This is a genomic window from Escherichia sp. KTE172 (assembly GCF_000408845.1).
Lineage (GTDB): Bacteria > Pseudomonadota > Gammaproteobacteria > Enterobacterales > Enterobacteriaceae > Escherichia > Escherichia coli.
Genome location: NZ_KE137316.1, coordinates 463,604 through 479,621 on the forward strand (window position 1 = coordinate 463,604; position 16,018 = coordinate 479,621).

The 16,018-nt window shown below is 51.3% G+C and carries 21 protein-coding genes; 1 reads left to right on the forward strand and 20 read right to left on the reverse strand.

The window, feature by feature from the left end:
• From G434_RS21440 to G434_RS21365, 16 genes are all read right to left on the reverse strand, one after another.
• Positions 1-677, reverse strand: a 677-nt coding sequence (locus tag G434_RS21440) for a phage minor tail protein L (protein ID WP_016249729.1), incomplete at its 3' end; no start/stop codon positions are given.
• Positions 678-686: 9 nt separating this feature from the next.
• Complete coding sequence (locus G434_RS21435) at positions 687-1,016, reverse strand: phage tail protein (RefSeq protein ID WP_000447253.1); 330 nt, start codon at positions 1,014-1,016, stop codon at positions 687-689.
• The gene (locus G434_RS21430; protein WP_000372011.1) at positions 1,016-4,081 is read right to left on the reverse strand and encodes a phage tail tape measure protein; all 3,066 of its coding nucleotides are present in this window, start codon (positions 4,079-4,081) and stop codon (positions 1,016-1,018) included. The genes G434_RS21435 and G434_RS21430 overlap by 1 nt, the downstream gene beginning before the upstream one ends.
• On the reverse strand, positions 4,053-4,382 hold the full coding sequence (locus G434_RS21425) for a phage tail assembly protein T (RefSeq protein ID WP_001161009.1): 330 nt from the start codon (positions 4,380-4,382) through the stop codon (positions 4,053-4,055). The genes G434_RS21430 and G434_RS21425 overlap by 29 nt, the downstream gene beginning before the upstream one ends.
• Positions 4,383-4,390: 8 nt before the next feature.
• Positions 4,391-4,777, reverse strand: a complete 387-nt coding sequence (gene gpG, locus G434_RS21420) for a phage tail assembly chaperone G (protein WP_001297778.1) — start codon at positions 4,775-4,777, stop codon at positions 4,391-4,393.
• A gap of 60 nt (positions 4,778-4,837) precedes the next feature.
• Positions 4,838-5,581, reverse strand: coding sequence for a phage tail protein (locus G434_RS21415; protein WP_000211109.1), 744 nt, complete (start codon positions 5,579-5,581; stop codon positions 4,838-4,840).
• A gap of 11 nt (positions 5,582-5,592) precedes the next feature.
• On the reverse strand, positions 5,593-5,994 hold the full coding sequence (locus tag G434_RS21410) for a phage minor tail U family protein (RefSeq protein WP_001079398.1): 402 nt from the start codon (positions 5,992-5,994) through the stop codon (positions 5,593-5,595).
• Entirely contained in the window at positions 5,991-6,569 is a 579-nt protein-coding gene (locus G434_RS21405; protein WP_000677108.1) for a phage tail protein, read from the reverse strand. The genes G434_RS21410 and G434_RS21405 overlap by 4 nt, the downstream gene beginning before the upstream one ends.
• 11 nt (positions 6,570-6,580) lie before the next feature.
• Positions 6,581-6,856, reverse strand: a complete 276-nt coding sequence (locus tag G434_RS21400; RefSeq protein WP_001283153.1) for a DNA breaking-rejoining protein — start codon at positions 6,854-6,856, stop codon at positions 6,581-6,583.
• Complete coding sequence (locus tag G434_RS21395; protein ID WP_001097050.1) at positions 6,849-7,172, reverse strand: DUF2190 family protein; 324 nt, start codon at positions 7,170-7,172, stop codon at positions 6,849-6,851. Before G434_RS21395 ends, G434_RS21400 begins: the two co-directional genes overlap by 8 nt.
• Before the next feature lie 86 nt (positions 7,173-7,258).
• The gene (locus G434_RS21390) at positions 7,259-9,286 is read right to left on the reverse strand and encodes a ClpP-like prohead protease/major capsid protein fusion protein (protein ID WP_001136587.1); all 2,028 of its coding nucleotides are present in this window, start codon (positions 9,284-9,286) and stop codon (positions 7,259-7,261) included.
• Entirely contained in the window at positions 9,231-10,739 is a 1,509-nt protein-coding gene (locus tag G434_RS21385; protein ID WP_000985953.1) for a phage portal protein, read from the reverse strand. Before G434_RS21385 ends, G434_RS21390 begins: the two co-directional genes overlap by 56 nt.
• The gene (locus G434_RS21380; RefSeq protein WP_001072975.1) at positions 10,739-10,951 is read right to left on the reverse strand and encodes a hypothetical protein; all 213 of its coding nucleotides are present in this window, start codon (positions 10,949-10,951) and stop codon (positions 10,739-10,741) included. Before G434_RS21380 ends, G434_RS21385 begins: the two co-directional genes overlap by 1 nt.
• On the reverse strand, positions 10,948-13,050 hold the full coding sequence (locus tag G434_RS21375) for a phage terminase large subunit family protein (RefSeq protein WP_000934101.1): 2,103 nt from the start codon (positions 13,048-13,050) through the stop codon (positions 10,948-10,950). The genes G434_RS21380 and G434_RS21375 overlap by 4 nt, the downstream gene beginning before the upstream one ends.
• A complete protein-coding gene (locus G434_RS21370) occupies positions 13,050-13,544 on the reverse strand; it encodes a DUF1441 family protein (RefSeq protein ID WP_000373425.1) in 495 nt (164 codons plus the stop codon). The genes G434_RS21375 and G434_RS21370 overlap by 1 nt, the downstream gene beginning before the upstream one ends.
• 562 nt (positions 13,545-14,106) lie before the next feature.
• Complete coding sequence (locus G434_RS21365; protein WP_001031431.1) at positions 14,107-14,313, reverse strand: hypothetical protein; 207 nt, start codon at positions 14,311-14,313, stop codon at positions 14,107-14,109.
• 300 nt (positions 14,314-14,613) lie between these two features.
• Here G434_RS21365 and G434_RS21360 point away from each other — a divergent pair, with 300 nt between their 5' ends.
• Positions 14,614-15,024, forward strand: coding sequence for a DUF1398 family protein (locus tag G434_RS21360; RefSeq protein ID WP_000035574.1), 411 nt, complete (start codon positions 14,614-14,616; stop codon positions 15,022-15,024).
• A 151-nt stretch (positions 15,025-15,175) separates the two neighbouring features.
• Here the strand turns inward: G434_RS21360 and G434_RS21355 are convergent, their stop codons facing one another.
• The 4 genes from G434_RS21355 to G434_RS26955 all read right to left on the reverse strand — a co-directional run bounded on the left by G434_RS21355 (position 15,176) and on the right by G434_RS26955 (position 16,012).
• Positions 15,176-15,349 carry a GnsA/GnsB family addiction module toxin gene (locus G434_RS21355; RefSeq protein ID WP_001019606.1) on the reverse strand — a complete coding sequence of 58 codons (174 nt, stop codon included), beginning with the start codon at positions 15,347-15,349 and terminating at the stop codon, positions 15,176-15,178.
• A gap of 171 nt (positions 15,350-15,520) precedes the next feature.
• Positions 15,521-15,751, reverse strand: a complete 231-nt coding sequence (ynfN, locus tag G434_RS0124790) for a protein YnfN (RefSeq protein ID WP_000720962.1) — start codon at positions 15,749-15,751, stop codon at positions 15,521-15,523.
• Positions 15,752-15,755: 4 nt separating this feature from the next.
• Positions 15,756-15,821 (reverse strand): small protein YnfR, encoded by a 66-nt coding sequence (gene ynfR / locus G434_RS29620; protein ID WP_122134696.1) that lies wholly within the window; start codon positions 15,819-15,821, stop codon positions 15,756-15,758.
• 2 nt (positions 15,822-15,823) lie between these two features.
• Entirely contained in the window at positions 15,824-16,012 is a 189-nt protein-coding gene (locus G434_RS26955; RefSeq protein ID WP_071524604.1) for a cold shock small protein YmcF, read from the reverse strand.
• Positions 16,013-16,018 lie beyond the last annotated feature (6 nt).

Here is a 16,018-nt window from a genome sequence, read left to right on the forward strand (position 1 = left end):
GAAAGGAAGCCGCCAAAGTTGCCGACGTTATTGCGAAACTTACAGCCGCTCAGGCATTTGCTGCATTTATCCTTCGTGATATCGGACGTCGGCTGATCATATTCATCCGCGACCGCCGGACCGTGATAACCGCACTCGTCACCGCGATAGGTCCAGGTGCAGGTGTTGGCCAGCATGATGCGCCCCGGAAAAACGGCACCGTCCGTTTCCGTCGGCGTGGACAGTACAAAAGAGGCACTCACCGCGCTCAGTTCGCTGCACTGCTCGATGCGCCAGCGGCTGATCACCTCCTGCTCAGGATCGGCGTCACTGTTTCCGTTGACGAAGTTCACCGCATCCAGAAAACGGGCGTAAACCTTACGCCTGACCACCGTTCCGCCGACCAGACTCTGCAGATCTTCCGCCATCCCGGTGACCATGCCGTGCAGGTTAGAAACCGTCAGTGTCGGACGGGCACTGGTGCCCTTGCCATTCAGTTCAAATCCCGTCCCCTGAATGGGGTATGCCTGATACTGCCGCCCCTGCCAGGTAACCGGCTCACCTTTTTCGTTCTGCTCATTACAGAAAAAATAACGTTCACCACCGACCTCTGTCAGATCGATTTCCCAGAGCACCACCTGGGCTGACTGAGTGAGGCGTGTCGTCTCATGATGTGTTTCCTGTGGAATATCCTGCATCAGAGCCTCCTATGCCACGACCTGTTCAAAATCTGCCGTTATGGTTACCCACAACGCCCCCACGCTTGCCGACCATTTACGACAAACCACCCTGATCGGCTTCCAGTCATAAGGTGGCGTCCACTGAAATGCGCGGACGCCACCGTGCCGTTCCAGAAAGGCTTTTAAAGATGGGTGTTCACATTTACGAACACGTATCGTCACGCTGTAAGTCGACAACTGGTTATTCAGTCCCGCCGCACGACGCTGTTCATAACCATCGCCAAGCTTCACTGTCACCACTTTCGGCTCTGATACCACATTCATATCCGGGCGCACTTTCCAGTGAAACGTCTCCATTACCGATATGCTCCACTTAACCGACCACCATCACGGGCCTGCTGTTGCATAAAGTCCGCTGCCGCTTTTTTCCCGAGGTCATAAACCGCCTTCAGGGCAGCCGGACCTATCTGCCCGTTCGTGCCATCGTTATTGATCTCGATGTTGTACTGCGGGGAAAACATCGCCATACCTGAACCCCCAATATCCGCCACAACCCCCAGCTTACCGTCAGCACCACGACGCAATGGCAGAATGGCTTCAGGTCCCGCTTCCCCCATCACACCCGCGCCTTTTGCAAAAGCAAAAAACGTCGGACGGTTAACCACCGTGCCACTGTAACGACTCAAATCAGCAGACTGATAAATCCCCCCATTGGCATTCAGGGAAAGGCTGCTGAGATCAAATCCCAGCACACTGCCAATCCCTTTTATCGATTTCATCATGGTTGCCTGCGCCAGGATTTTCGCCATATCTGACAGCACAGAAGAGGTGAAGGATTTGAAATTGAGTTTGCCGGTAGTGACAAAAGTTGCCAGGCCATTTCCCATGTTGCTGAAGGCTGACGAGAACACCTGTTCTGCTGTTCCTGCCGTATTATCTGCATCCACGGTAAAATCCTGAAATGCACGCAGGACTCCGTTTTTCCAGTTACCCTGCACAACTTCAAGCTGTTGCCAGTAACGGCGATTCTCATTCAGTTGTCGGTTCAGGCTCTCCGTCAGCGCCTGCTCGGCCTTTCTGTAGTCATCCGTGTTATATGTTCCTTTCTGCTCACTATCCCGCCTCAACTGCTCCAGCTGTTGCTGGTATTTCTGGCGAAGACTCAGTTGTACCTGATATCGCTGCCGCTGCTGATCACCCATACCCACCGTGGCGATATCCAGGTCATGTTGCTGACGCTGAGCGCGCTCTTCTTCAGCCAGTTGACTGGTCAGCTGAATTGTTTTTTTCTTCAGCTCGTTGAGTGCCGTCTGTTTCTGAAGCTCCTGCTGTTTTACATCCAGCAGCGTCAGTGCCTGAATCAGTTCATCTTTACGGGCCAGCACACTCTTTTCATCTGCCGTCAGTTTTTTCCCGTCCAGGTCGCTGATGCGCTGCTGCAGAGCCAGAAGCTGTTTATGCGCTTCTGTCATCCTTTCCGTGGCAATGCCTGCTGACTGTCTGGCAGCAGCAATCTGTCCTTCCACCTGTGCCTGTTGCTGACTGTACTGCAGCAATAACCGGGTGGCCTCATCATTACGGGGTTCGCGTGTTTTTTTCTTACCGGATGCCAGGGCTTTCTCGTAACGTTCATTTTCACGTTGTATCGCTGCATCCCTGACAGCCTGATCGGCGTACTGCATGGAATTAATACGCGCAATTTCACGCTGATGTCGTGCTGCTTCCGTTTCATTCATCCGGTTCAGTGCAGCATTTTCAGCATTACGTCGTTTCTGTTGCTCCTGATAATTCCGCTCTGCCTGCTCTTTTGCATCCTGCAAATCCTTCTGGCGTTTTTTCTCCTGAAGATCGTTAAGACGCTGCTGATCGTATTCAACCTGAGAAGATGATGCCGTCCAGGGGAGTCTTTTCGCCCGCGACACTTTCTCCTGTAAAGCGGCAATCTGTTCATCCAGCGAGTCTTCACGACCAATATTCATGGCCGCATCCCAGAAACGACTCCACAAATCAGACAGATACTTCAGCGTACTGCCAAGCGCATTGAGGTTATTATCAATATCCGCAGTACGCCGACCGGTTTCCTCTGCCAGTGCAGACATGGCTATCCGTGCAGCATCACTGGACCGTCCCTGATCCCCAAGGACACGTATCTGCTCAAGCTGAGTGGCAGTAAGAAAATGCAGCTCATTGTCCAGAGCCTTCGCGGCATTTACAGGATCATCCTTCAGCCGCTTAAACTGATTTATGGTATCGCTGACCGACTGGCCAACCGATCGCTCCATCTGTGCGGCAGCTCTCGCCACCATACCGATATCGTTTCCACGAAATGCACCACTCCCCACCACCTGAGCCAGCGCACCGGCTGCAGCATGTTGCGTGATACCATTCCCGGAAATAGCACGACTGAGCGTCCACAGCTGCCCGGCAGTGACTCCGGCATAATGCCCCGTCAGCGACAACTGGCGGTTAAATTCTTCCCCCTCCTTCTGACCGTCATACCAGGCTTTACCCAGACCATAGACGGACGCGGCAATACCGCCAATAACCCCGCCAAGCATCATGCCTTTCGGTGACATCAGAGTGTCTATCCATCCGGCACGGTTAGCCAGCGTTATCCCGGATCCCCTCAGCGCCCCTAAATTGCCGCGGGCCAGTTCACCTATCAGAACGCCAATCTCCTGGCGGGCCGCTGCACTTTTCAGACCCAGCGAATGCGTGGCTTTTCCTGCCTGCTCCATTTTGCGGATATACACTTCTGCAGCACTGCTTACCCCCAGCTGGGCAGCCTTAGCACGAAGCAACTCAGAAGAAGAAAGATTCTGGCGGGTTGCCTGCTCTTTAAGCTGACGGATAAACGCCACTTTCTGTCGGGTAGCCTCTTCCTCAGCCTGCGTAAGAACACGGGTTTTCGCCGTAACCTCAGAAATCAGCGCCAGATAATCCTGCTGACCAATCCCGCCACTGTTTCTGGCCTGTCGGATCTGCTGCTGAATACGCTGTAATTCCTGCAGCCCCGCACTGGCCTGTTTCACACTGTCAATCTGACGATAAAACGCGGCAGCCGCTTTATCCTGAGCCTCCGCCAGAGCCATGGCCTGCGCCTGTTCCTCGCGCATTTTCTGGCTCAGTGCCTCCATACGCTGGCGGGTTTGCTCCACCTCGCGGGCCATGCGTTCATGAGCCTGTGCGCTCTTCTCCACCGTCTGCGCATGGACGGATGCGGCTGTTGCAGCCGAAGAAGCCGCCTGCATTGTCTGCCGGGCGGCCTGAGTCTGACGCTCCATAAAACGCTGCATACGGGCAGAAGACCGTTCTGCATCGCTGGCTGCACCATTCAGAAGGTTTTTGATACGGGGAATTTCATTTTTAAACTCTGCCGCATCAATCCCCAAATCAATGACCAGGTTGGCTATCTGGTCCATAACGCACACCTCCGGAAATACCTTCCCCAAGATGCATCAGTTCTTCGTCCGTTCGCTCCGGTATCCCGTTCTCTTCCGGTAAAAGGCTGAAATCAGCCACCGCAGCATCACTGCTACCGGACACCATTCTCACGATCAATGCCTTCAGCGAGGCAAACTGCGCATCCATCCACACATCACTGAAGCTCTGCATCCGGAAATAATCGCCCCACTCACCAAGCTCAGTGGCCGACATTTCCGACAGCATCCGCCGCCAGTCTGCCCGCCGGAACTCCCGGGCAAGCCGCATGACAAACTGCATTTCCCGCGTCAGGACTTTTCCGGCGTCAGCACCTCATGCTCCAAATCCCCGGCATTCTCAATGACTCCCATACCGCTCAGCGACAGAACCATCTCCGCCCCCGCTCCCAGGGCATCATACGACCATGTTGTAATAACGGATGCGCAAAGCGTCTCAACATCCTGAGACTGTTCCGCATTCCACAGTGAGCGGGAAACCAGCCAGGCATTGATATCCATCCCCATCCGCAGAAAAGCAATCTGTCGTTCAGCCTCCGGCAGTTCTCCCTCTTCGGCATCAAACTTTGCCGTTCGCTGCTGAACAAACGCCAGATATTCAATTCTCTGCAGCCCGGACAGCTCACTGAGCACCACGGACTGCTTTTCATAATTAAACGTGCCCTGTTTCAGAAACATCATGTTCTCCACCTGCAAAAAAGCCCCGGATAACCGGGGCAAATGATGAGTATCGTCCTGTTAACCTGCGGCGCTGACAGCCACCGCAGCCACTGCCACAAAATCGCCGTCAGAAGTCATGCCCACAATGCTGACACTGCCCTGCTTCACGCCTTTCACCGTGGCCACAAGCCCGTTCAGGGTCACCGTGGCAGTCTGTGGATCTGTCGAATGCACACTGATCGCTTTGTCACTGGCTCCGTCAGGTTTTACTGTAAAGGTCAGCGTGGTGGTTGCTCCCACTTTTACACTGGCAGATGCCGGTGCCACCGTCAGCCCGGTAACGCTCACTGTTTCAGTGCCTTCCTCTGCCAGATACGGACGCCCCACACCGCTGATTTTCACTGTGCGGGTCATCACGTCTTTTGAGGCAATGGTTTTACCCAGTGAGCTCAGCCAGCCACGGAAAACATCAACAGTGCCGTTGGGATATTTGATACGAAACGCGCAGACTTCACCGGAGTCGAACAACTGAACCAGTTTTTTCTGCCCGCTGTCACCCGGACGCCAGGCCAGCGTCGCCGAAGTATCACCGACGGATTTCTGCCCCTGGGTTGTCGTTTTCCAGTCTGCATCTTCATCATCGAGATAAGTGTCATCTTCTGCATCAGCGGTCATTTCGCCAGGTTGCAGATCCTTCACCATCGCAAGACGCAGCCAGTCAGTGTCCGATAAAGGGTTCGCAAACGCATCGCCCTTGCCGGTGTACATCCAGAACGTCGTTCCCGCACCTTTCGTTTTTGCCAGTGGATTTGGTGTGGTCATTGCCACCTCCTTTAATTCGTGTACGTGATCTGGTACGTGATTTCCGCCATCGCCCAGGTGGCCATCTCATTATCACGTTGATAGTTAAAACCGAGAGGGATCAGGGTGTCGATGAGTCCGGAAAGTGCCGGTATATCATTCAGGGCCGGGAAAATGGTGCTCTCCATCCACATATCCAGCTCTGAATCCGGTGCCTGTGCCCGGATGAAGACAGCAATATGCAGAACAGCCTGCCAGTCATCTTCATCCGTCATTTTTCCGGTGTACTGAGCATCACTCAGCCACACCGCCACGGCAGGCAGTTCCTGCGCATCAATAAATGCCGGAAGCCCGTCAAAAAACGTGGCGCTGTCTCCACACTGTTCCCGAAGGCGTGCCAGTACGGCCTGGCGGATTTGTGTATGTCGGTTCATCGGGTCAGCCATAACCTCAGTTGTTGTTTCAGTGCATACCCCAGCTGTTTCGGCATTTCCGCAGCAATAATGCGGTCGCGGGCATCTTCAAATGCCTGTGTCAGCGGTCCGGACAGCGGGACTTTCACCACATCAATGGGGTAACGATTTTTGCCATCAATACGCCGCATCACATGCCAGCGACCATTCGCCAGTTGCTGAATAAACGCATCCCGGAAAAGATATTTACCCACCTTCAGCACACTGCCACGGTACTGCAGTTTTCCACCACGCCGGGCCAGTCTGACCCGGGCTGTCCCCAGCTTAATAGCGGGCAGATTGCCCCGGTTAACGCGGATCCTGGCCGTCATTTTTCCTGACGGACTGGCTTTAAACACCCGGACACGCTGACGTACCAGTTTCAGGGGGATCCCTTTCACCTGGTTATCTCCCGCAACGGTATTCCCGGCAACCTGCCGGGTGGCGACCGAGACCGCTTTCTGTGCCACACGGTTTATCGCCCATGCGCTGGCCTGTGGCACCATACGGGTATCAAGGCTGTTCAGATTACGGATGGCATTCTCAAGCCCCTTCATCCCACACCTCTTTACTCAATAAAGATCATTGGCTTACCGTTAAAACGTTCATGCCGTGTGACCGTCCATTGTTGTCCGTCATAAACAACGCGATCCCCGCGCCGTGGGCGGTATCCCGAAGAAAACACCACCAGAGAGACCGCAGGTCCGGACAGAGCATTCAGCTCTGCCAGTGTTTCTCCCGGGATCACAGTCATATCGACATCATTAATCGAGGCTGTCTTTCCCATCTTTCTGACCGTGATAGCATCCATACGCGCTGCCAGCCGGGAAAAGGGATCAGACATTGAGTTTTACCGGCACTTCTTCTGCACTGGTTCCGGCATCTGCCCAGACAACCCCGACCAGCGGATCAGAGCCGCTGTTAGTCAGCTGAACTTTTCCGGACTTCAGATAAACCTTCTTACCCGTTTTCATGTCATCCGTTTTCAGCTTAGGCAGCATAAACACACCTTCGGTCATGCCGTCGCCTGTTTCACCCTGTGGAATATCGGTCAGCGCCACCGCAAAAACATCGCCCACCTGCACCAGATCTCCGCTGCTGATGGCTGCACTGGCAACAATCGCCACCGTTTTTCCTTCTTCTACAAAATTCTTTGCCATAACTGTCTCCGCACAGCCCCGTTCAGGGGCTGATTTCAGGTACAAAAAAAGCCCTTACGGGCCATCAGAGTTGTTGTCTGCGACGTTTACGCCGTACATTTCACCAGACCGCGGTGATCAACTGGCGCGACACCGGCGTCAATACGCACTTTCGTTGTCACGCCATCCACACTGAAGCCCTCCATCTGATCAATATATGGCGTATCCACACCGTTGAGATAAGCCACTTCAATCGTATCGGAGCCTTTTGACGCAGCCAGGTAGAAGGTGGTCTGGCTGTTATCATCAAGACGAGGCTCTGCAATAACGGTCGCAAAATCTTTCACCGGGTTAATAATACCGGCGTTAATGTCAGCCCCCTTGACACTTGAGGAGCGAATGACCTGGTTAGCAACAGACTCCATCGCCGTCGGTACCAGTACGAACGCAGGACGAATATTCAGATGACGCTCCCCCTCTTTCTGAACGCGCATCAACTGGCGGGCTTTATCCAGCGATGCCACGTCCATTGCAGCGCTCTCCAGTACGTTTGCATGTTTCGCTTTATCGAACAGACTTACATTATCTGTGGAGATTTTCGGGTTAGACGTCAGAATGGCATAAACCAGATCGGCAATAGTGGATTTCGCCGCACGGCCCAGTTTCATCGGGACATCGGTCAGCATATTCAGATCATCATTGATAATGGCCTGACGGGTGATACTGAACAGCTCGCCATAGGTCGCCAGTGCAATAGTGGCCTGTTTATCTCCGGTGGTGACGTATTTATATTCCGCCCCTTCACGCACCTGACGTAGAGCACTGAAGCCCCCCATACCCACACGATGGGCAATTTTAAAATCAGACAACTGACCTTTCCGCGTCCACTGTTCATAGGTTTCAGGGGCATCTTCCCAGCCCTGCAGAATGGCTTTGTTCGCAACATCCAGCAGAATATTACCGAAGTCAGACGTACTGTGTGTGAACGCCGCACCGACCATCTGCATCGGGTTATAACCGGAAACCCCAATACCCCGTTCAGTTAGTGACATACGGGCATATTCACGCAGGGTCATCCCGTTGTAGACATTATCACGTTCGGTTTTTTCAAATCCGGCACGCGCCATCAGCGCCTGGCGAATCCCGTCCCCCACAAAATTACCGTTACCGGCATAAATATGAGCCGGGGTATTTTTATTGGATGGCGTGGACTCGCGCCCCATCTCGTTCAACAGCTTTTCACGGGCCTGCTCCAGCGAACATTCAGGATCGGCAAGACACTGGGCCTGCAGCGTCTGATAACGCCCGCCAAACATGGCAAACAGATCATTAATACCGTTTACACGCGCTTTTTGCTCTGCCAGTACCTGCGCACGGATACTGTTTTCATCCACCACGGGTGCTGCTGCCTGCACTGGCGTCCGGGAGGCTGCAGGTTCATCATCCTGTACGCGTGGAGCACTGTTGCGTGGCGGAGTAATCATGTTTCGAATGGATTCCGGCATCTTTTTAAATTCCTCTGTACGTTTTGACTGAATACATGCCATTGCCTTAACGGCTGGTGTCACCTGATCAGCAAATCCCTGTGCCAGACATTCGGCACCGGACATCCAGGTCTCATCCGCCAGCATGGCAGCAATTTCATCGGTGGTTTTCCCGGTTTTCTGTGCATAAGCGGGTAACAGAACCGCCTCAACTTTATCGAGCAGGTCGGCATAGGTGCGCATGTCCTCCGCATCACCGCCCGTAAAGCCAAATGGTTTATGAATCATCATGAAGGAGTTTTCCGGCATAATGACCGGGTTTCCCACCATCGCAATGACCGACGCCATTGACGCCGCCACACCGTCGACATAAACGGTAATGGACGCACCATGTGTTTTCAGTGCATTAAAAATGGCGATGCCTTCAAAGACATCGCCACCCGGTGAATTAATATGGAGATTAATGTGGGTGATATCGCCCAGTGCATTCAGATCACTGATAAACTGCTTCGCTGTAACACCCCAGAAACCAATCTCGTCATAAATATAAATATCCGCGTCACTCTGGTGACCTGCCTGCATCCTGAACCAGGAATTATTCTTCGGACTGGTCGTCGGTGTGCTGCGGCTCCTGTCGTTTCGTTGCGGCACTGCTGCCTCCTTTATCACTGGCCGGATCGGTATCAAATACCAGATCCAGCTTGCGGTTTTCATCAATTTCGGCCTTGCGCCGACGTTTGACATCATCCGGATTACGACCACCTGCACGTACCCAGTCTGATTCTGTCGCCGCTCCACCACGAATCTGAATTTTCCAGGCCTCAGCCTCCTTAACAGGGTCAATCCACGGCATCACCGGTCCGGAATACACCGCGGTATACAGTGAAGAACGATCAAGATCGCGGGGTAGCCTGATAACACCGGATGCCACAGCCTGTTTCAGCCAGGCACGATACATCGGGCGGGTGACGGCACCAATAAACCAGTCCTGCAGGATCAGGTAGCCATCAGTGGATTCAACCAGCTCCTGACGCTGGGCGCTGTAAGTGCCGTTATAGTTGCGTGCCGTACTGGAAAAACTCAGACGACTGCCCGCCGCCACGGCACGCAACTGACCATTACGAAAAGTTTCAAGGTTAGGATTGGGACGATCCGACTTCACCATTCCGATTTCTTCGCCGGGTTTCAGATCGTCGTAAATAATGCCTGGCTGAATGGTAAGCTCGCGTTCATTCTCCTTGCTGCCATTACCATCCGGTTCATAGCTCTGCCCGTCGCCTTTCCGGATGTACATCCCCAGAGCAGCGGCGATCCTTGCTGCAGTCAGCTCAGAATCTTCATACTCTTTCAGGGCACTGAGGCGGATCAGCACACCGGACAACAAAGACGTCCCGCGCATCTGGTGCAGACGGCGAACAAATTTAAGATGCAGCATTCGCTCTGCATCCACTTCTTTGGTTTCCATCTGCCGCCCGGATACGGGACGGCTTTTATACACCAGATATTTTTCGGGACGCCCCCAGTCATCAACAAACACGCCCTGATTCAGCCTGTTGCTCTCATCACTGGTCATGGGAATAAAGTCCGGCTCGAGCGCCTCCAGCCAGAAATGAACACCGGCAGAAGGCGTCAGGCTGTTTATGCGCCCGGAAACCATCTGGGCAAACACCTCACCATCGCGCAGCCAGGTACGCAGCATCAGACGTTCCAGCATCGGACGGGTAAACTGCCCGGTGACTTCCGGACTGACAGACCATTCACTCCATCGGGTGCGTATCTCCGCTGCCAGATCACGGGCAATGGCCCCATTGCGTAATACCGGATGTGGCTCGACAATAATCCCGTTTTTCCCCACCACCCGTTCTTCCAGCTTGTCAAATACACCAATAACCAGATCGTGGTTGTTATCAAGGTAACGGGCCTGCTCACGTAACGACACGGCCCCGTACTGGCTTAACTGGTCGGCAGTTCGGTTTTCCCGCCGGGCTTTGTGTGTCCGTGTCGTTTTTACGGCCTCATAAGCCTGGATCACCGCACGGGAACGCAGCCTTGCCGCTTTCCATCCTGGTGAAAAAACGCCAATCACATCATCAAGAATTGCCATCAGAACCTCGCCAGCCGGTACCCGGGATGCCCCCGTCGTCGTGTAATCAGAGCCGCAAGGCGGCGCTCCCACTCCTGCCGTCCCTGCCGGATCTCAGATAAGTTTTCCATGGTCATCTGCTGACCATTAAAGGTGACGGATTTTCCGTCCAGCACCGCCATTTCAGCTTCCGTATAACGCTGAATCATGGCTTCGATATCATTCTGGTTCATAACCATCCTCCGGAAGTCAGCCAGGGGTTAACATCGTCAGTTACTGTTTTCTTCCGTTTTTGTTTTTTAACAGGCGTGGATACCGGTTCCGGTGTGGGTGACGGTTCGGTACTGTCCGGGACACACTCCAGCCAGGTTTCCCGGCTCGCCCACTCCGGTGCATCCGGCCAGCGGATCTTTTCGTATCCATGCAGAATGACCAGAGCCTCGGCATACACCATCAGGTCAAAAGCTTCGTTGGCACCGCGACCCGGCTTACTCCATTTCCCGTCACTGCTCCGCTCTTCATACGTCAGTTCGTCGTAAAACCAGCTCCCCAGCCAGTCAGGGAAATGCACATAGCCGGGACCTGGCGAGTCACGCCATAACGCGTTATTCACCCGGTCTTTCAGGGCATCCGTCTGAAGAAGCCAGAGCGGCACATCACCTGCGGCCTGCGCCCGGCGGCCCGTTCGTCCGGTGTTATCAGGGAATGTACGGCTGATCAGTTTTGCGCGCCGGATGCTGTCACCCTTAAACAGGTAAATACGTTTACCAAGGCCATCACGACGGCAACGACGCCAGAATTTATAGGCATTATCAGTGACCCCGTCTTCACCGCCGGAGTCCACCGCCATTGCCATCAGTCGCATTTGTTGAGAAGGATCGGAGGCCAGCGGCCAGCTTTTATGAAAAACATCCGTCAGCAGGACATCCCAGTCTTCCGGATAGCTGGCCGGATCAATTCGCTGGCTCTCCCCGTCGCTGTCACCGCGCAATGACTGCGTGATGTTGTAACGATCAATAATCCAGCGTTCGCCACGGCTGCCATAGCCCGTTACCTGAACCACAAAACGGCGATGACGTCCCGCCTGCACATCCACTGTCGCCACAAGGAAATTAACGCCATCCGGCACACTGCGGGAAGGAACTGGCTCTGCCCGCTGCTCAAGCAATTCACTTTTTCGTTGCTCCATGCTGGCGCGGGGAAGATAAGGTAATCCCCAGTCGGTATTGATAACCGTCTTGAGTGTCTCTTCACTTCCGGTTGTCTCGTATTCCTGTTCTGCAGTAAGCAGTTTGTAAACGAGTTGCGAGAGTGTCTGATAAGCAGCTGCCGGACCCTCCATCCAGAATGACGCAATACGTGAACGCCGGGGATCACCATAACGACTGCCATCTGCATTGATGGATTCACCATCCCGTAACCAGACCCCACGTCCGTTCAGCTCGCGTTTTTGTTCAGGCAAAATCCGTCCTGAACAGGAAGGACACTGAATATAAGCCGCCTCACTTGCCAGCACAGGATCGGCAATATCACGGAAACCAGCAACCACATCGCCGCAGGGCTGAAAATACTCACCACAGTGTGGACAGGGCCAGTACCAGCGACGGCGATCGCCACGGTTATAGAGCGACAGGATCCCCGTGGTTGGTGGAGCCTCATGCGGTGAAGTCCGTCGCCATTTCACATCCTTCACATCCCTGCCGGGGGAACTCTCCACCAGCGTCATACCACTGGACATAAATGTGGTGGTACGTTTTGAGGCAAGAGAGAAGGCATCCCCCTCACCATCAATATCTTCCGGAAAACGGTCATAATCCGTCAGCGCCACGCATTTATAATCTGATGAAGACATGATATTGACTGACGGCCAGCCGATTTTCAGGTAGTTGCCAGCAAGGAATGTTCTGTCATAAACGTTGTTGTCATTTTTGTTCGGACTCAGGCGACTGACCACTTCCGGGCTGACGCGAAACGTTCTGGCGAGTCGTTTTTTGGAGTGTTCGCGGGCTTTTTCCTCCGTCATCTGAATGATCAGCATATCAGCAGGATCGCAAATCACGTTGTAAATCACCCAGCCGTCAATCAGGCCGATAGTCTTGCCGGTTCGTGCCGGGCCAACAAATATCACTGCGTCGTATTCACGCGAGGCCAGGCAGTTCATAGGCTCAATAACATACGGTGCCACCAGCGGATCCCACGGGACTGAGTTCCCTGCCCCCATAGGCACCCGCATATACTGAGCAACGGCATCAGCAACCCGCATTCGTCTCGGTGCGCGAAGGATATAACCTGAATCGGTTCGTGCTGCCTTTGCGGTTTCCTGATTCAGCATTACTCCTCCTGCTGTAATTCCTCCTCATCATCCGCACCTGCTTCAGTCACCCGCAGGGCTATCTGATCGCGCAGATCATCAATAATGGACTGAACACGGCTCACAGCGGCAGGCTGCAGACCGCAGTCACGTTCAAGAATATCCGGTAATGTCTCCAGCACCTGCACGACCGCTTTTGCCCAGATGGCAAACTCCCGTCTGACATCACTGGCCGGAATGAGTTGTGCCGTTTCCTGTTCGAACTTAAGACGCTCACGTTCAGACTGATACCAGGCTTTGCGCTCATGCGCGTCCATTTCGCCTTCTGCAACCGGCGGTGGTAATGCCAGAAATGCCGACACAATATCAACCACCCGATAAAGCTTGAGGTTGCTTTCATGCCCCCCTGCAACGGGTAGATTTTGCAGCCTTGCCGCAGCAGTCTGGCGATGTACACCTGACAATGCCGCCAGTTGACTGATATTCAGCGTCAGATTTTTTAACTCTCGATCCATACCCGCTCCAGAATGTTTTAAACATGCATCTTGCGAACAACTTTAGGCAAACGGTGTTAGTGATGAACAAAAAACAATCAGAATCGACACCATAAAAATAAATCCACTGTAATATCAATCAATTACAGTAGTGGTGATGACGAATAAAATTTCAAAAACTAGCCTTTTTCCGCGACGCTCCCGCCCCGTGGCAGGGGCCCCCACCGGGAGGACCCGACAGCCTGACAGCCTGACAGCCGTGACGAGCATCTGATACAGCGCTTTACATAATGGCATAGGAATAATTCAGAAGGACATCACAGCATGCCCACACAAATTAGTGTGAGTGTCCTGTTTCTTCCTACGCACAGGACTGACGAGCATGAGGGGAAAATATGCGAACCATAAATGCCTCATCTTCAGCAATGCAGCCGGCATCCGAACAGGACGATATTGTAAATTCACCTAATTACGAGGACATTGCAGTAGTTGAATTGCAGCTCTGTATTAGCCTGACAGTGACAGAATGCGATATTGACTCTGTCACAGGTGAAATAGTTTGAATGATTAGCAGTTATGGTGCTCAGTCAACCACCAGGGAATAATCCTTCGAATTCTTATCGTGCTTCACCAACGCTGCCTCAATTGCCCTGAATGCTTCCAGAGACACCTGATGTTCTATACATGCAATTACAACATCCGGGTAACTCATAGAAATGGTGCTATTAAGCATATTTTTTACACGAATCAGATCCAACGAGAGTTCATCAGCAGATTGTTCTTTATTCATTTTGTCGCTCCATGCGTTTGCTCGTCATCTAGCGGTTAAAATATTACTTCAAATCTTACTGCATAAAAGAGGAAAAGTATGAAAGTTTGAGTACATCGACCTTACATACATCTGTCGGTTGCATATCCCTCCTGGATGCCAGCAAGGCTCAATTTTGTTACGCAATCAACACTATTCATTAAAAACAGGCTTAATATTTGACATAAATCATCAACAAAACACAAAGAGGTCAGACCAGATTAAAACAATAAACACGATAATGCAAACTACGCGCCATCGTATCACATGGAAGGTTTACCAATGGCTCAGGCTGCCATTTTTAAAGAAATATTCGATCAAGTGCGTAAAGATTTAAACTGTGAATTATTTTATTCTGAGCTAAAACGTCACAATATCTCACTTTATATTTACTATTTAGCCACAGATAATATTCACATTGTGTTAGAAAACGACAACATAGTGTTAGTAAAAGGACTCAAAAAGGTTGTAAATGTTAAATTCTCCAGAAACAAACATCTTATAGAGACCTCCTATAATAAGTTGAAATCAAAAGAAATCACATTTCAACAATACAGGGAAAATCTTGCTAAAGCAGGAGTTTTCCGATGGGTTACAAATATCCAGGAACACCAAAGATATTACTATGCCTTTGATAACTCATTACTATTTACTGAAAGCATCCAGAAAACTACACAGATCTTACCACGCTAAACCATAACGTCCGGCTTCTCTCACTCCTGAGCCGGACTGCATTGGTTTAATAAAAACCATCAACAATTGTGATTTAGATATTCGGAACCATTCAAATATAACAAAACCCCGTAAAAACGAGGTTTATGGATAAATTTTATTATTGAATACATCAGATTAAATTAATCTTGACATCATAGCTTTCAAGACCCGTCATTTTTTCCCGTGCGGTAAACTGAATACTGGTAACTTCTTTCCCGGTCTTTTTCTTAAGTTCAATAATTTTTTTTGTTATATATTCAGAAATATCTGCTTCTGCTTTTGTTTTTAAGTTTTCAATATTCATCATTTCCTCTTTTAGTCTGTTATGACTTTCCAGTTACACAGTAAGTCGATTATATGGTGCAAACGTGTAAAAGATAAGATGAAACATCGCAATAATCAACATACGATAGTCTAAATTTTACACAAACAGACAAAGAGAATTTTCCTGAATTATCAATACAATAGCATCAAATCAACTCAAGAGCCTTATTGCTGCTTCCAGAATTTCTTCTGAAGTAACATGTCGATCCGCGGCTACATAAATGACTTTATGATCTCCGGTCAGAGATGGAAACCCTGCGGCCATTACAGTAAGGTGTGTTTTTTCGCCATTTGGATATTCACGCATGATGGTGTTAACTCCAGTCATCGCTGGCACTACCACTGCTGGTTCAGAGTTAAAAAAAACTATGATTTTTTTCATGATGTTACCGTAGTATGTGAGTATCCATCGAATAGATACCAAGCAAAAAAGCTCCCGAAGGAGCCTTCATTTTCACTTTTTTAAATCCAACGACAGACGGCTGGCATTTAAGTATTGTGAAATATTATCAAATGTAATCATCATTGATTTACAAAAGATACATTTTGCCCCGAAAGGATTCATGTCAGAAACATCAAAAGATGATGTTCTATACTGGGAACCATGACAACACGGGCATCTAAAGTGAATATGGTTTGTAATATTGTC

What these genes read in the sequence shown, in the direction of transcription:
- ynfN (WP_000720962.1), bottom strand. Translation starts at nt 15,751, where the DNA reads ATGAAAAAAATCATAGTTTTTTTTAACTCTGAACCAGCAGTGGTAGTG.
- G434_RS21370 (WP_000373425.1), bottom strand. Translation starts at nt 13,544, where the DNA reads ATGGATCGAGAGTTAAAAAATCTGACGCTGAATATCAGTCAACTGGCG.
- G434_RS21405 (WP_000677108.1), bottom strand. Translation starts at nt 6,569, where the DNA reads ATGAAGGGGCTTGAGAATGCCATCCGTAATCTGAACAGCCTTGATACC.
- G434_RS21430 (WP_000372011.1), bottom strand. Translation starts at nt 4,081, where the DNA reads ATGGACCAGATAGCCAACCTGGTCATTGATTTGGGGATTGATGCGGCA.
- G434_RS21365 (WP_001031431.1), bottom strand. Translation starts at nt 14,313, where the DNA reads ATGAATAAAGAACAATCTGCTGATGAACTCTCGTTGGATCTGATTCGT.
- G434_RS21435 (WP_000447253.1), bottom strand. Translation starts at nt 1,016, where the DNA reads ATGGAGACGTTTCACTGGAAAGTGCGCCCGGATATGAATGTGGTATCA.
- G434_RS21400 (WP_001283153.1), bottom strand. Translation starts at nt 6,856, where the DNA reads ATGTCTGATCCCTTTTCCCGGCTGGCAGCGCGTATGGATGCTATCACG.
- G434_RS21415 (WP_000211109.1), bottom strand. Translation starts at nt 5,581, where the DNA reads ATGACCACACCAAATCCACTGGCAAAAACGAAAGGTGCGGGAACGACG.
- G434_RS21375 (WP_000934101.1), bottom strand. Translation starts at nt 13,050, where the DNA reads ATGCTGAATCAGGAAACCGCAAAGGCAGCACGAACCGATTCAGGTTAT.
- G434_RS21395 (WP_001097050.1), bottom strand. Translation starts at nt 7,172, where the DNA reads ATGGCAAAGAATTTTGTAGAAGAAGGAAAAACGGTGGCGATTGTTGCC.
- G434_RS21355 (WP_001019606.1), bottom strand. Translation starts at nt 15,349, where the DNA reads ATGAATATTGAAAACTTAAAAACAAAAGCAGAAGCAGATATTTCTGAA.
- G434_RS21385 (WP_000985953.1), bottom strand. Translation starts at nt 10,739, where the DNA reads ATGGCAATTCTTGATGATGTGATTGGCGTTTTTTCACCAGGATGGAAA.
- G434_RS21380 (WP_001072975.1), bottom strand. Translation starts at nt 10,951, where the DNA reads ATGAACCAGAATGATATCGAAGCCATGATTCAGCGTTATACGGAAGCT.
- G434_RS21425 (WP_001161009.1), bottom strand. Translation starts at nt 4,382, where the DNA reads ATGCAGTTTGTCATGCGGCTTGCCCGGGAGTTCCGGCGGGCAGACTGG.
- G434_RS21360 (WP_000035574.1), top strand. Translation starts at nt 14,614, where the DNA reads ATGGCTCAGGCTGCCATTTTTAAAGAAATATTCGATCAAGTGCGTAAA.
- gpG (WP_001297778.1), bottom strand. Translation starts at nt 4,777, where the DNA reads ATGTTTCTGAAACAGGGCACGTTTAATTATGAAAAGCAGTCCGTGGTG.
- G434_RS21410 (WP_001079398.1), bottom strand. Translation starts at nt 5,994, where the DNA reads ATGAACCGACATACACAAATCCGCCAGGCCGTACTGGCACGCCTTCGG.